Origin of the sequence: Pseudomonas sp. NPDC089547, from assembly GCF_050280665.1 — a bacterium.
Taxonomy (GTDB): Bacteria; Pseudomonadota; Gammaproteobacteria; order Pseudomonadales; family Pseudomonadaceae; genus Aquipseudomonas.
Genome location: NZ_JBNNVS010000001.1, coordinates 71,577 through 85,167 on the forward strand (window position 1 = coordinate 71,577; position 13,591 = coordinate 85,167).

At 61.6% G+C, this 13,591-nt stretch carries 13 protein-coding genes and 1 tRNA gene; 10 read left to right on the forward strand and 4 right to left on the reverse strand.

The window, feature by feature from the left end; all coding sequences use genetic code 11:
• Nucleotides 1-49: 49 nt before the first annotated feature.
• On the reverse strand, nucleotides 50-943 hold the full coding sequence (locus ACQKPZ_RS00230; protein WP_427534913.1) for a bestrophin family protein: 894 nt from the start codon (nucleotides 941-943) through the stop codon (nucleotides 50-52).
• A gap of 211 nt (nucleotides 944-1,154) precedes the next feature.
• Between ACQKPZ_RS00230 and ACQKPZ_RS00235 the strand changes: the two genes are divergently transcribed.
• A complete protein-coding gene (locus tag ACQKPZ_RS00235) occupies nucleotides 1,155-1,451 on the forward strand; it encodes an addiction module antidote protein (RefSeq protein ID WP_427534914.1) in 297 nt (98 codons plus the stop codon).
• Here the strand turns inward: ACQKPZ_RS00235 and ACQKPZ_RS00240 are convergent.
• Complete coding sequence (locus ACQKPZ_RS00240; protein ID WP_427534915.1) at nucleotides 1,448-1,927, reverse strand: N-acetyltransferase family protein; 480 nt, start codon at nucleotides 1,925-1,927, stop codon at nucleotides 1,448-1,450. The genes ACQKPZ_RS00235 and ACQKPZ_RS00240 overlap by 4 nt on opposite strands.
• A gap of 175 nt (nucleotides 1,928-2,102) precedes the next feature.
• Nucleotides 2,103-2,750 (reverse strand): trypsin-like peptidase domain-containing protein, encoded by a 648-nt coding sequence (locus tag ACQKPZ_RS00245; RefSeq protein ID WP_427535164.1) that lies wholly within the window; start codon nucleotides 2,748-2,750, stop codon nucleotides 2,103-2,105.
• A gap of 295 nt (nucleotides 2,751-3,045) precedes the next feature.
• Here ACQKPZ_RS00245 and ACQKPZ_RS00250 point away from each other — a divergent pair, with 295 nt between their 5' ends.
• The 3 genes from ACQKPZ_RS00250 (at nucleotide 3,046) to ACQKPZ_RS00260 (ending at nucleotide 7,090) form a co-directional block, all read left to right on the forward strand.
• On the forward strand, nucleotides 3,046-3,552 hold the full coding sequence (locus ACQKPZ_RS00250) for a sigma-70 family RNA polymerase sigma factor (RefSeq protein WP_427534917.1): 507 nt from the start codon (nucleotides 3,046-3,048) through the stop codon (nucleotides 3,550-3,552).
• A complete protein-coding gene (locus tag ACQKPZ_RS00255) occupies nucleotides 3,552-4,493 on the forward strand; it encodes a FecR domain-containing protein (protein WP_427534919.1) in 942 nt (313 codons plus the stop codon). Before ACQKPZ_RS00250 ends, ACQKPZ_RS00255 begins: the two co-directional genes overlap by 1 nt.
• A gap of 74 nt (nucleotides 4,494-4,567) precedes the next feature.
• A complete protein-coding gene (locus ACQKPZ_RS00260; RefSeq protein ID WP_427534921.1) occupies nucleotides 4,568-7,090 on the forward strand; it encodes a TonB-dependent siderophore receptor in 2,523 nt (840 codons plus the stop codon).
• A 189-nt stretch (nucleotides 7,091-7,279) separates the two neighbouring features.
• Here the strand turns inward: ACQKPZ_RS00260 and ACQKPZ_RS00265 are convergent.
• Nucleotides 7,280-7,364, reverse strand: a tRNA-Leu gene (locus ACQKPZ_RS00265).
• Nucleotides 7,365-7,470: 106 nt separating this feature from the next.
• Between ACQKPZ_RS00265 and queA the strand changes: the two genes are divergently transcribed.
• The 6 genes from queA (at nucleotide 7,471) to ACQKPZ_RS00295 (ending at nucleotide 13,537) form a co-directional block, all read left to right on the forward strand.
• Nucleotides 7,471-8,520, forward strand: a complete 1,050-nt coding sequence (gene queA / locus ACQKPZ_RS00270; RefSeq protein ID WP_104834019.1) for a tRNA preQ1(34) S-adenosylmethionine ribosyltransferase-isomerase QueA — start codon at nucleotides 7,471-7,473, stop codon at nucleotides 8,518-8,520.
• 14 nt (nucleotides 8,521-8,534) lie between these two features.
• Nucleotides 8,535-9,650 (forward strand): tRNA guanosine(34) transglycosylase Tgt, encoded by a 1,116-nt coding sequence (tgt, locus tag ACQKPZ_RS00275; RefSeq protein ID WP_014589748.1) that lies wholly within the window; start codon nucleotides 8,535-8,537, stop codon nucleotides 9,648-9,650.
• 42 nt (nucleotides 9,651-9,692) lie between these two features.
• Nucleotides 9,693-10,028, forward strand: a complete 336-nt coding sequence (gene yajC, locus ACQKPZ_RS00280; protein WP_056795769.1) for a preprotein translocase subunit YajC — start codon at nucleotides 9,693-9,695, stop codon at nucleotides 10,026-10,028.
• A 63-nt stretch (nucleotides 10,029-10,091) separates the two neighbouring features.
• The gene (gene secD / locus ACQKPZ_RS00285) at nucleotides 10,092-11,954 is read left to right on the forward strand and encodes a protein translocase subunit SecD (RefSeq protein WP_060501849.1); all 1,863 of its coding nucleotides are present in this window, start codon (nucleotides 10,092-10,094) and stop codon (nucleotides 11,952-11,954) included.
• A 10-nt stretch (nucleotides 11,955-11,964) separates the two neighbouring features.
• Entirely contained in the window at nucleotides 11,965-12,873 is a 909-nt protein-coding gene (gene secF / locus ACQKPZ_RS00290) for a protein translocase subunit SecF (RefSeq protein ID WP_009682047.1), read from the forward strand.
• Nucleotides 12,874-12,994: 121 nt separating this feature from the next.
• Nucleotides 12,995-13,537 (forward strand): glycine zipper 2TM domain-containing protein, encoded by a 543-nt coding sequence (locus ACQKPZ_RS00295; RefSeq protein WP_041166378.1) that lies wholly within the window; start codon nucleotides 12,995-12,997, stop codon nucleotides 13,535-13,537.
• The last annotated feature ends 54 nt before the right edge of the window (nucleotides 13,538-13,591 follow it).

Genomic DNA, 13,591 nt, shown 5'->3' on the forward strand with positions numbered 1-13,591 from the left:
TAGGAGCGGCCTTGTGTCGCGATGGGCTGCAAAGCAGCCCCAAATTCTTTCAGGCTCCCGCCACCTCGGCACACTGCGCCTCCCGCTGCATCGAGTCCAGGTTGCGCTCGATCGTCTCGCAAATGGTGTCCATCTGGATCTGGTGCTCACTGAACTTGAACGGGCTCTGCAAATCCGTGCCGATCCGCTCGATGGCCAGCAACATGAACCCCACCACGGTCGATGCCAGCGGCGTGAACCAGCCCAGCGACTCCACCAGGCCGACCGGCACGATCAGGCAGAACAGGGTGATGAACAGCCGCGGAAAATACACATAAGGGTAGGGCAGCGGCGTATTGGCAATCCGCTCCATGCCACCCTGGGCATTGGACAGGTCGACCAATGTCGACTCCAGCCGTGCCAGGCGAATGCTGTCTAGCCTCCCGGCCTGGTATTCCCGCGCTAACAGGGCCGCCGAACCGCCGAGAATGTCGTTGGCGAAGTTGTTCGAGCGGTTACGCCGTTCAAACTCGGCCGGCGGTATGAAGGCCATCAGCTCATCCGGGCAGCTTTCACCCTTCAAGTGAGCCGCCAGGCAGTTCACATAGGCGATATGCCGGCGCAACAGCGTGGCCTTGACCGGGTTCAGGCCATCAGCCGGGTCATCGATCAGGGTCAGCGTCTGCCGGGCAAAGCTGCGCGACCCGTTCACCAGCGCCCCCCACAAGGTACGCGCCTCCCACCAGCGGTTGTAGGCGCTGCTGTTGCGGAAACTCACCAGCACCACCAGCGCCGAGCCCAGCAAGGTCAACGGGATCAGCGGCAAGGTGAACTTGCTGTTGAAGAACAGCATGAAGTCGATGGTGACCAGCACATCCCAGATCAACAGCCAGAACAGCGACCAGCCGATGTAGCCAATGGTCTTCACGACCAGGCGGTACTTGCGGGTGATGATGTCTTTCACGCGGGGGTACCTCGGAATGCAGGGGATGCAGGATCGGACGTCGAGGGGCGTCGAAGGTTCGGGTGCCGAATGTTGCAAGGGATCTATGAGCTGATGTGAAGAGAAAAGTCTGACCTGGTTATGAGAAGTGCCTGAATTCCCATCACGGATGAGGGGCGACAGAGTCAAGCGCTTTAATATCTGAAAACCGAGCGGTGCTGAAGGAGATGAAATGAGCGAAAAACTGATTCCGTTTGATATGGCAGCGCTGTTGACCAGTGATGAGGCGATCTGTGAGTACCTTAGCCAGGTACTGTCTGACGGTGATACCGAGGAAGTCATTCGGGCATTGGGCCATATCGTGCGGGCACGAGGGATGACACAGATCGCTGCCGATAGTGACTTGGGCAGAGAAGGTCTTTACAACGCGCTGAGCCCAAGCGCAAAGCCTCGGTTTGACGATGTTTTGAAAGTCATTCGAGCCTTGGGCTTCAACCTTCATGTTCAGCCACAAGTCGTGCCCCGTTAGCTGAACTGCTGCTTCATCTGCACCAGCGCCACCCGCGTGCCATCCCACGCCGGCCGTTCCTCGATGCCGAACGGCACGAAGCCCAGCTGTGGATAAAGCAGCAAACCTGCGGTGTTGTGATTGAAGCATGACACCCAGACCTCCCGGGCAGAGTATTGCTGCCGGGCAAGTTCGATCATGGTGGTAACCATGTAGCGCGCTACCCCATGGCCGCGCGCGTTGGGCGCCACGACCACGTTACCCAGGGCACACACGCCGCCGTGTTCGGCTTTGTAGAAATTGGCGAAGGCCAGGATCGTGCCGTTGCCTTCCACCACCGTGGAGCCGCTGCGCTGGGCGATGGCATCGCTCAACTGGACGGGAGTGAGGGGGTACGTGGCTTTGGGGAACATGTAGAACAGTTCGTCCGGGTTTTGCGGGAAGCTGCAGATGGCTGGGATGTCGTCTGGCTGGACGGGGCGGTGGGTCAGGTGCATGGTAGTTCCTTCTTGCGCGGGCTGGCAGGGCCTCTTCGCGGGCAAGCCCGCTCCCACAGGTACTGTACAGGTCTCGAAGCCTGCGCCGGTCCTGTGGGAGCGGGCGTGCCCGCGAAAGGGCCATCAGCCTCACATCATAAGCCGCTTTCCATCCACAAACGCGACCCGGCCTGCCTCACGGCTTGGCGGCAACCGCCACGTAGCCTTTGACCGAAGCCGGTGCCTGAGGCTTGCCCTTGTGCGCTGTCAGGTACTGGAAGCGCCGCCATTCCTTGTCGATCTCGTTGAACGACATGAACACGCTGATCCGCTCCTTGCCAGCCAGGTCCGGGCGCTTGCCGGCATCGATTTCGCTGGTAGGGATGATGGCGACGTTGATCCCGACCACTTTGCCGTCATCGGCGAACACTGGCCCACCCGACATGCCTTTGGTGATCGGGCCGTCATGTACCGAGTAGAAGACGCTGCCTGGCGTGCCTTCAAGCCTTACCAGTGATGGCATTGCATGGCCCTTGCCCTGCATCGGCATCATGAAGCTGTTGAAACCCACCGCTGTCACCGCTTCGCCAGGCACATACTGGCGCCAGTGCGGCACGTTGCTGGCTTTGTGCTTGAAGAACACCACGTCACCGAGGCCCTCGTGGACCACGTTGCGCAGGAAGGGGGTGTGTTTGGCGGTTACGGCGTAATCCTCGTTCCACTGGATGGCACTGGCCATCAGCAACATCGGCAACGGGGCACCGGAGGTGACCACGAAGGCCTGGCTGTAAACGGGATCGGAAACGTACGAGGTTGGCACTCCATTGCACCCACTGAGCAGCATCATTGCCGCCATGCAGGGCGCGATTGTTTTCATGGGTCACACAGGCCGTGGTGGGAGGGGAACGCAACTATGGCTAAGTGCCATTACGCTATCAATACTTTCGGCATATATCCGATGAATGACAGCTTAAGTGCTAGTCAGGTGAGCTACCAATAGAATGCGGATATGGCGGCAGGCCCTGAAGTCATTGGTGTGTCGCCAATTATTCCGGTACCCGCGACAGGACCGATGCAGGAACAATTGATCTGATAATCGTTATCATCTAAGGTGCCATCCTCGCCCGGAGGGATGCCCCGTGATTAATGACGATCTGAGTCAGGTCTATGCCGAGCACAATGGATGGCTCAAGCAGTGGCTGTACCGCCGGCTGGGCTGTTCGGCGCAGGCGGCCGACCTGGCGCAGGACACCTTCCTGCGGATCCTTCAGGCCCAGCAGAAGGCGGGTGCCAGCCTGAGCCTGCAGCGCCCCCGGGCCTACCTGGCAACGGTCAGCCGGCGTCTGGTCTATGACCATTTCCGCCGCCAGTCACTGGAGCGTGCCTACCTGGAAATGCTCGCGCAATTGCCGGAGTTGTTCGCGCTGTCCGCCGAAGACCAATGGGAAATGCGCGAAACCTTGCAGCAACTGGACGCGTTGCTCGACACCTTCAAGCCGGTGGTGCGCTCGGTGTTCCTGCTGGTGCAGCTGGAGGGCCTGACCTACATCGAGGTGGCGCGCCGCCTGGGCATTGGCGAACGCACGGTCAAGCGGCACATGGCCAATGCCCTGCAAGCCTGCATCCTGTTCGACGACGATTTCTGATGCCCAGCCAGCAACTGCGCATCACCCCGGAAGTAGCTCGGCAAGCCGCCAACTGGCACATGCTGATGCTCGACGAGGCCGTCAGCCCGGCCCAGCGCGCTGCCTGTAGCCGCTGGCGCGCGGCGGCGCCCGAGCATGAGCGGGCCTGGCAGAAGGCACTACGGGTTCAGGCCCGGTTGGGCATGTTGCCGCAGCAACTGGCCATGGGCACCTTGAACCGTGAACGCCGGCAGGTGATGAAGCAGATGCTGGCACTGGCCATCGTCGCGCCGCTCGGTTACGTGGGCTATCGCCAGCTTGTACCGCAGTCGGCTTATGCCACCGATGTTGGCCAGCACAGGCAAATGACCTTGGCTGACGGTACCTTGCTGGACATGAACACCGACACCGCCGTGGACGTGGACTTCGACGCGCAGCAACGGCTGATCAGCCTGCGCCGTGGCGAAGTGCTGGTCGACAGCGGGCGGGATAGCCACAGCACCGTTCACCGGCCACTGCGCGTTGCCACCGTGCAAGGCCTGATGGAAGCCTTGGGTACTCGCTTCATGGTTCGCCAGCGCGAGGGCACGACCCAACTGACCGTGTTCCAGGGGGCAGTAAGGGTGATGCCTGCCCGTGGCCCAGCGCAAACACTTGAGGCCGGCCAGCAGCTGACTTTCGATGCCTGGGGGCAGGGTGCCTTGCTGCCGGCCCGTGAGCAGGACAGCCAATGGACCCATGGCCAGCTTGTGGTCGAAGAGATGCCCTTGCGCGAATTCCTCAGCGAACTGGGGCGCTATCGACCGGGTTGGTTGCGCTGTCAGGCCGATGCCGGGCACCTCCTGATCAGCGGCGCTTTCCAGCTGGAAAACACCGACGCCATCCTGGCTGCGCTGCCTGCCACATTGGCAGTGCAAGTGGACTACCGCACCCGCTACTGGGTTACCGTCAGCAAACGTTAATGAGAATTGGCCCGTTTTTGAAACTCGTCAGTCCTTATCTGTGGAACTGCCACACATAAAGGGACAACTTCTCAATGATCCGCTCTTCTTCACCGGTCGCCACGACCGGCCTCGCCAAGGTTCAACCACGCGTGCCCAGCTATCGTCGGCTACTCGCCCTGAGCGCCCTGGCCATTGCCCTGCAGGGTATTGGCGCGCACGCCCTGGCTGCGACCGGGCAGGCGCCGCAAGCCTACAGCATCGCGTCCGGCAGCCTGGCCCAGGTACTTGCACGGTTTGCCAGTGAAGGAGGGTTCACCCTGCAATACACCTCGGAACTGACCCGTGGGCTCTCCAGCCCGGGGCTGCAAGGGCAGTATGGGGTCGAAGAAGGGTTGCAGCACCTATTGGCCGGTACTGGCCTGCAGGCCGTGCGCCGCGGCAACAATGTCTATGGCTTGCAGCCTGTTCCGCTGAGCGCAGCGTCGGGTGGCGCCGCCTTGAATCTGGAACCGCTGAACATCAATGGCGTCCAGGATAATGCAACCACCGAGGGCTCGGGCAGCTACACCACCAGCGCCGTCACCATCGGCAAGGGCACCCACCGCCTCAAGGACATTCCCCAGTCGGTCAGCGTGGTCACGCGCAAGGCCATGGATGACCAGCGCCTCGATACCCTGGATGAAGTGCTGGAAAAGACCACCGGCATTACCACCTTGCAAAGCCCGTCCGGCGGCAAGTACATCTACTCCCGTGGTTTCGAGGTGGAAACCATCCAGTACGACGGCGTGCCACTCGACCGCCGCTACTACGCCATCGGCAGCAGCTTCACTTCCGACACGCTGTTGTACGACCGTGTCGAAATCCTGCGCGGTGCCAACGGCCTGCTGCAAGGCAGCGGCAACCCGGGGGCAGCCATCAACCTAGTGCGCAAACGGCCGAAAGCCGACCCGTTCTTTTCCGTTACTGCCAGTGCCGGTTCCTGGGATACCTATCGTCAAACTGTCGATGCCGGCGCCCCGCTCAATGCCGATGGCTCGCTCCGTGGCCGTGTGGTGGCCGGGCACGAAGACCAGAACTACTTCTACGACACCGCCGAAAGCCGCAAGAACGTGCTTTACGGCATCCTTGAATACGACCTAGGCGCCGCCACCACGGTAGCGGCGGGCGCCAGTGTCGAAGACCTGCATTCCACGCCATTCTTCAGTGGCCTGCCGCGCAACAAGGACGGCAGCGCCGTGAACGTCAGCCGCTCCACCTACACGGGCGCCGACTGGAACAAATGGGATAACAAGCAGACCACCTACTTTGCCGACGTTACCCACGACTTCAACGAAGACTGGCGCCTGAAGGCTTCCGGCAGCTACATGCGCGAAACCAACTACATCCTCTACAGTTTCGGCCGGGGTGCTGTCGACCCGGCCACCGGCGACGGTATGCGCTCGCGTGCCTACATGTACGACTTCGAGAACATCAACAAAGGTGCCGACATCAACCTGACCGGCAAGTGGCGCGCCTTTGGCCGGGAGCACGAAGTGGTGGTGGGCGCCAACGCCAGTGACTTGAAGACCGACGACCTGCAAGGCGGCTTCCTGAACCTGGGGCCGATGAACATCTACGACCCGGTCTCGCCGCAGCGCCCGACCCAGGACCAACTGCTGGGCAACGGCACGACAAACACCTACCCCGGCACATCCAAAGGCAAGATTCGCCAAAACGGGCTGTACGCGGTCACGCGCTACAAGCTGGCCGACCCTTTGACCCTGGTATTGGGTGGGCGCACCAGCAATTACACCTACGATTACGAACTGCACCGTTTCAACGGCGTGTCACCAACCCCGGCCCACTCGCGCGAAAGCGGCGAGTTCACGCCCTATGGCGGCCTGATCTACGCGCTGAATGACCAGTGGTCGGCTTACGTGAGCTATGCCGATATCTTCAAGCCGCAAACCGAACTGAGCGTGGACTACGCCCCGCTCAAACCCATAGAAGGCGCCAACTATGAGATGGGCCTGAAGGGTGAGCTGCTCGACGGTCGTGTGAATACCAGCTTTGCGCTGTTCCAGGTCGACCAGGAAAACCGCGCCCAGGCCGCGCAGTGCGGGGTGAACGGTGGTGAGAACTGCTACGTGGCCGGTGGCAAGGTGCGTACCCAGGGCTTTGACGCGGAGATCAGCGGCGAGGTGCTGGACCGCCTGCAACTGTTTGCCGGCTACACCTACACCCACACCGAATACCGCAACGACCCGGCTGATGGTGAGTCCGAGGCCGGCGGCACCTTCAACACCTACACGCCCAAGCATCTGCTGCGTTTCTGGGCGGACTACAACCTGCCTGGCGAACGGGCACCTTGGACCGTGGGCGCTGGCGCCAACATCCAGAGCCGCAACTACCACGGCAACTTTGGTGGGACCGACGGGATAGCCAAGATCGAGCAGGCGGGGTATGCCATCTGGAACGCCCGGGTGGCTTACCAGATCAACAAGAACTTCAGCGTGTCGTTGAACGGCAACAACCTGTTCGACAAGAAGTACTTCTCCAGCATCGGTTGGCTGTATGCGGCGAACTACTACGGGGATCCGCGCAACTACACCGTAACCCTGCGGGCGGATTTCTAACGGCTGGCCGGGTTTCCTGTGGGAGCGGGCGAGCCCGCGAAGAATCTAGCGCGGTGGTTGGCACCGGCTTTGCCGGTGTTCGCGGCTAAGGCCGCACAGGGGCCGCGTGGCGCTGGCAGCCATGGGGGGGCAATTCAAGAAATCGCAGACGAAAAAAAACCGACCATAAGGTCGGTTTTTTCCGGATCTTGGTGCCCCGAGGGAGACTCGAACTCCCACTCCTTTCGAAAACGGATTTTGAATCCGCCGCGTCTACCAATTCCGCCATCAGGGCAGTGGCGCGCAGTATAGAGAGGTGCCGCTGGTCGGTCAATCGGCTTTCATGGTCAATTTTCACACATTGGGCTAAACTTCCCGGCCCTGCCGAACCGAACATCATCATGCGCGTCGCCGATTTCTCCTTCGAACTCCCTGATTCCCTGATCGCCCGCCACCCGTTGGCCGAGCGCCATGGCAGCCGTCTGCTGGTGCTCGATGGGCCGACCGGCGCGCTTTCGCACCGGCAATTCCCCGACTTGCTCGACCACCTGCGCCCCGGCGACCTGATGGTGTTCAACAACACCCGGGTGATCCCGGCGCGGTTGTTCGGCCAGAAAGCCTCCGGCGGCAAGCTGGAAGTGCTGGTCGAGCGCGTGCTCGACAGCCACCGGGTGCTGGCCCATGTGCGTGCCAGCAAGGCGCCGAAAGAAGGCGCGGTCATCCTCATCGATGGCGGTGGCGAGGCCGAAATGGTCGCGCGCCACGACACGCTGTTCGAGCTGCGCTTCACCGAAGAGGTGCTGCCACTGCTCGACCGCGTCGGCCATATGCCGCTGCCGCCTTACATCGACCGCCCCGATGAAGGCGCCGACCGCGAGCGCTACCAGACCGTGTACGCCCAGCGTGCCGGTGCGGTTGCAGCGCCCACGGCGGGCCTGCATTTCGACGAGGCGCTGCTGGAAAAGATCGCCGCCAAGGGCGTGGAGCGGGCCTTCGTGACCCTGCACGTGGGGGCGGGCACCTTCCAGCCAGTGCGGGTCGACAAGATCGAAGACCACCACATGCATAAAGAGTGGCTCGAAGTGGGCCAGGATGTGGTCGATGCCATCGAGGCCTGTCGCGCCCGTGGCGGCCGGGTGATCGCGGTGGGCACTACCAGCGTTCGTTCGCTGGAGAGCGCGGCGCGCGATGGCGTGCTCAAGGCCTTCAGCGGCGACACCGACATCTTCATCTACCCAGGCCGGCCGTTCCATGTGGTCGACGCCCTGGTCACCAACTTCCACCTGCCGGAGTCCACGCTGTTGATGCTGGTTTCGGCCTTCGCCGGCTACCCCGAGACCATGGCCGCCTACGCGGCGGCGGTCGAGAACGGGTACCGCTTCTTCAGTTACGGTGATGCCATGTTCATCACCCGCAATCCGGCGCCACGCGGCCCCGAGGATCAAGCATGAGTCGCACCTGTCGAATGTCCTTCGAACTGCTGGCCACCGACGGCAAGGCCCGTCGTGGTCGCATCACCTTCCCACGTGGCACCGTGGAAACCCCGGCGTTCATGCCAGTGGGTACCTATGGCACGGTCAAGGGCATGCTGCCTCGCGATATCGAGGCCATTGGCGCCGAGATGATCCTGGGCAACACCTTCCACCTGTGGCTGCGCCCGGGCACCGAGGTGATCAAGAAGCACAACGGCCTGCACGACTTCATGCAGTGGAAAGGCCCGATCCTCACCGACTCCGGTGGCTTCCAGGTGTTCAGCCTGGGCGCCATGCGCAAGATCAAGGAAGAGGGCGTGACCTTCGCCTCGCCAGTCGATGGCTCGAAAGTGTTCATGGGCCCGGAAGAGTCGATGCAGGTGCAGCGCGACCTGGGCTCGGACGTGGTAATGATCTTTGACGAGTGCACCCCGTACCCGGCCGAGCACGATGTGGCGCGCACCTCCATGGAGCTGTCGCTGCGCTGGGCCCAGCGCTCGAAAAACGCCCACGCCGACAACACCGCGGCGCTGTTCGGTATCGTCCAGGGCGGCATGTACCAGGACCTGCGCATGCGCTCGCTGGAAGGCCTGGAAAACATCGGCTTTGACGGCCTGGCCATCGGTGGCCTTTCGGTGGGCGAACCCAAGCACGAAATGATCAAGGTGCTGGATTACCTGCCGGGCCAGATGCCTGCTGACAAACCTCGTTACCTTATGGGGGTAGGCAAACCGGAAGATCTCGTTGAGGGTGTGCGCCGCGGCGTCGACATGTTCGACTGCGTGATGCCGACGCGTAACGCGCGCAACGGCCATCTGTTCGTCGATACAGGGGTGATCAAGATCCGCAACGCGTTCCATCGCCACGATGAATCGCCGCTGGATCCGACCTGTGACTGCTACACCTGCACCAACTTCTCCCGCGCCTATCTGCATCACTTGGACAAGTGCGGCGAAATGTTGAGCAGCATGCTGAATACCATCCACAACTTGCGCCATTACCAGCGCTTGATGGCCGGTTTACGCGAGGCTATTCAACAGGGTAAATTGGCCGCCTTTGTCGACGCCTTCTACGCCAAGCGCGGGCTTCCCGTACCGCCCCTGGACTGACTGTTCGCACACATTATTAGAAAATTACATTAGGAGTGCCCAATGAGCTTCTTGATCCCCGCCGCATACGCGGACGCAGCAGCACCCGCCGCCGGCCCAGCCGGTACCGGCTTCGAGTGGATTTTCCTGGTCGGTTTCCTGGTCATCTTCTACCTGATGATCTGGCGCCCGCAGGCCAAGCGTGCCAAAGAGCAGAAAAACCTGCTGGGCAACTTGCAGAAAGGTGACGAAGTTGTCACCAACGGCGGCATCGCCGGCAAGATCGTCAAGGTTTCCGATGACTTCGTGGTACTGGAAGTGTCCGACACGGTCGAGCTGAAGTTCCAGAAGGGTGCCATCGCGGCAACCCTGCCAAAAGGTACGCTCAAGGCTATCTGAGTTACCGGTTTTATTTTCCAGTCGGGGCGCGCAACGCGCCCCGCGTCTTGAACGGGCGGCGTGATGCTGAACAAATACCCTCTGTGGAAATATGCACTGATCGTGCTGGTACTGGTGGTCGGTTTCATTTATTCCGCTCCCAACCTCTACCCGGATGACCCGGCGGTGCAGATCAGCGGTGCCAGTTCGGCGCTGCAGGTGAACCAAGCCGACCTCGATCGCGTCAGCAAGGCGCTGGTCGATGCCAAGATTGCCGTCAAGGGCGCAAGCCTGGGTGAGAAGGGCAGCGGGCTGATCCGCCTGACCAATCAGGAAGACCAGCTGCCAGCCAAGGATGTAGTGCGCAAGGCACTGGGCGATGATTACGTCGTGGCCCTGAACCTGGCCCAGACTACCCCGCAATGGCTGCGCAACCTGGGTGCAAGCCCGATGAAGCTGGGCCTGGACCTGTCCGGTGGTGTGCACTTCCTGCTGGAAGTGGACATGGACAAGGCCATGACGGCCCGTATGAAAGTCTACGAAGGCGAGGTCAAGACCTTGCTGCGCAAAGAGCGCGTCCGCTACCGCAGCCTGCCTCAGCAGGATGGCGGCATCATGCTGGGCTTCGCTGACGATGCTACCCGCGAACAGGCACGAGCCCTGATCCGCAAGAATTTCAATGACTTCGACCTGACCACCACCGAGCGCAACGAGCTTGCGGTGCTGCGTCTGGCGCTGACCCAGGCCAAAGTTGCCGAGATCCGCGAATACTCGATCAAGCAGAACCTCACCACCGTGCGCAACCGTGTCAACGAGCTGGGCGTGGCCGAGCCGCTGGTACAGCGCCAGGGCGCCAACCGCATCGTGGTCGAGTTGCCAGGCGTGCAGGACACTGCCGAAGCCAAGCGTATCCTCGGTAAAACCGCCAACCTGGAGTTCCGCTTCGGTGCCGAGCCGGGCGCGTCCAAAGCCACCACCGAGGTGTTCGAGTTCCGCGAAGGCGGCCGCTCCGCCCCGGTAGAGCGCGGCCTGATCATCACCGGTGACCAGGTAACCGACGCCCAGGCCAGCTTTGACGAGCACGGCCGCCCACAGGTGAACATCCGTCTGGATGGTCACGGTGGCGAGCTGATGAGCCGCGCTACCCGCAGCAACGTTGGCCGCAGCATGGCGGTGATCTTCATCGAGCAGAAGCCGGTCACCCGCTACGTCAAGCAGACCGTCGACGGCGTCGAGAAGGACGTTGCCGTACAAAGCTTCGTGGAAGAGAAGAAGATCATCAGCCTGGCGACCATTCAGTCGCCGCTGGGCAGCCAGTTCCGCATCACCGGCCTGAACGGCCAGGGTGAATCGTCCGAGCTGGCCCTGCTGCTGCGTGCCGGGGGTCTGGCCGCGCCGATGTACTTCGCTGAAGAACGTACCATTGGTCCAAGCCTGGGTGCCGACAACATCACCAAGGGTATCGATGCGTCGCTGTGGGGCATGCTGTTCGTCTCGCTGTTCATCATTGCCATCTACCGCGGCTTCGGCGTGATCGCCACCATCGCCCTGGCGGGCAACATGGTGCTGCTGCTGGCATTGATGTCGCTGCTGGGCGCCACCCTGACCCTGCCGGGTATTGCCGGTATCGTGTTGACCATGGGTATGGCGGTGGACGCCAACGTGCTGATCTTCTCGCGTATCCGCGAAGAGCTGAAGGCCGGCATGTCGGTGCAGCGCGCCATCCACGAAGGTTTCAACCGCGCCTATACCGCGATCATCGACGCCAACCTGACCAGCCTGCTGGTTGGCGGCATCCTGTTCGCCATGGGTACCGGCCCGGTCAAGGGCTTTGCGGTCACCATGTCCCTCGGGATTTTCACCTCGATGTTCACCGCCGTCATGGTGACCCGCGCAATGGTCAACCTGACCTGTGGCGGGCGTGACATCAAGAAGCTGTGGGTTTGAGGGAGCTGCGATGAAAACCATCAACTTCATGGGCGTGCGCAACGTTGCGTTCGCCATTACCGTGCTCCTCACCGTGCTGGCGCTGTTCAGCTGGTGGCAGAAAGGCCTGAACTTCGGCCTGGACTTCACCGGCGGTACGCTGATCGAGCTGACCTACGAGCGCCCGGCCGACCTCAAGGCGGTGCGTGCTGAGCTGGTCGATTCCGGCTTCCACGAGGCCGTGGTGCAAAGCTTTGGCGCTACCACCGACCTGCTGGTGCGTATGCCGGGTGATGACCCGCAGCTGGGCAACAAGGTCGCTGCCGCGCTGCAGAAGGCGGGCGGTGACAACCCTGCCACGCTCAAGCGTGTCGAGTTCGTCGGCCCGCAGGTAGGTGAAGAGCTGCGTGACCAGGGTGGCATGGGCATGCTCCTGGCGCTGGGCGGCATCCTTATCTACCTGGCCTTCCGCTTCCAGTGGAAGTTCGCCGTGGGTGCGATCATCTCGCTGATCCACGACGTGGTGGTTACCCTGGGTATCCTGTCGTTCTTCCAGATCACCTTCGACCTGACGGTATTGGCGGCGGTGCTGGCGATCATCGGTTACTCGCTGAACGACACCATCGTCGTGTTCGACCGGGTACGTGAAAACTTCCGCGTCATGCGCAAGGCTTCGCTGATCGAGAACATCAACGTTTCCACCACCCAGACCCTGCTGCGTACCATCGCCACCTCGGTTTCGACCTTGCTGGCCATTGCTGCGCTGCTGTTCTTCGGTGGTGACAACCTGTTCGGCTTCTCGCTGGCCCTGTTCATCGGCGTCATGGCCGGTACCTACTCGTCGATCTACATCGCCAACGTGGTACTGATCTGGCTGAACCTGAACAGCGAAGACCTGATTCCGCCGACCAAGGCAGAAGGTGTGGATGACCGTCCGTAAGGGCTAATTCATCACCGCCTGGCGGTGCAAAAGGCGCGAGTATTGAACTCGCGCCTTTTTTTTTGCTCCAAGGCTGGGAGAAGCGCGGGTTGATGCCCGCTGGTACGATCAGGAGGTTCACGTGAACAAATCAATGCTGGTGGGTGCGGTACTGGGTGCTGTCGGTGTGACTGCCGGAGGTGCTGTCGCGACCTACAGCTTGGTCAACAAGGGGCCTGAGTACGCCCAGGTCACCGACGTGCAGCCGATCAAGCAGCAAGTGAAAACCCCGCGTGAAGTGTGCAAGGACGTCGCCGTGACGCGCCAGGCGCCGGTCAAGGACCAGCACCAGATTGCCGGTACCGTGGTGGGCGCCATTGCTGGCGGCCTGCTGGGTAACCAGATTGGTGGTGGTACCGGCAAGAAGATCGCCACCGTGGCCGGTGCGGTCGGTGGTGGCTATGCCGGCAACAAGGTGCAGGAAGGCATGCAGGAGCGTGACACTTACACCACCACGCAAACCCGTTGCAACACGGTCAATGACATCAGCGAGAAGGTGGTGGGTTACAACGTGACCTATTCCATCGGCGACCAGGTCGGCAAGGTGAAAATGGACCGTGAGCCGGGGTCGACCATTCCGTTGGACAAGAATGGCAAGCTGATCCTGAGTGAAGCAGGGCAGTAAGTCGAGCGCGGTCTGCTCTGTGTAGGAGCGGCCTTGCGTCGCGATGGGGCGCGT

Excerpts from the sequence above, each read along its gene's own strand:
- ACQKPZ_RS00260 (WP_427534921.1), top strand. The coding sequence starts at position 4,568 with ATGATCCGCTCTTCTTCACCGGTCGCCACGACCGGCCTCGCCAAGGTT.
- ACQKPZ_RS00255 (WP_427534919.1), top strand. The coding sequence starts at position 3,552 with ATGCCCAGCCAGCAACTGCGCATCACCCCGGAAGTAGCTCGGCAAGCC.
- yajC (WP_056795769.1), top strand. The coding sequence starts at position 9,693 with ATGAGCTTCTTGATCCCCGCCGCATACGCGGACGCAGCAGCACCCGCC.
- ACQKPZ_RS00245 (WP_427535164.1), bottom strand. The coding sequence starts at position 2,750 with ATGCTGCTCAGTGGGTGCAATGGAGTGCCAACCTCGTACGTTTCCGAT.
- secF (WP_009682047.1), top strand. The coding sequence starts at position 11,965 with ATGAAAACCATCAACTTCATGGGCGTGCGCAACGTTGCGTTCGCCATT.
- ACQKPZ_RS00235 (WP_427534914.1), top strand. The coding sequence starts at position 1,155 with ATGAGCGAAAAACTGATTCCGTTTGATATGGCAGCGCTGTTGACCAGT.
- tgt (WP_014589748.1), top strand. The coding sequence starts at position 8,535 with ATGTCCTTCGAACTGCTGGCCACCGACGGCAAGGCCCGTCGTGGTCGC.
- ACQKPZ_RS00240 (WP_427534915.1), bottom strand. The coding sequence starts at position 1,927 with ATGCACCTGACCCACCGCCCCGTCCAGCCAGACGACATCCCAGCCATC.
- secD (WP_060501849.1), top strand. The coding sequence starts at position 10,092 with ATGCTGAACAAATACCCTCTGTGGAAATATGCACTGATCGTGCTGGTA.
- queA (WP_104834019.1), top strand. The coding sequence starts at position 7,471 with ATGCGCGTCGCCGATTTCTCCTTCGAACTCCCTGATTCCCTGATCGCC.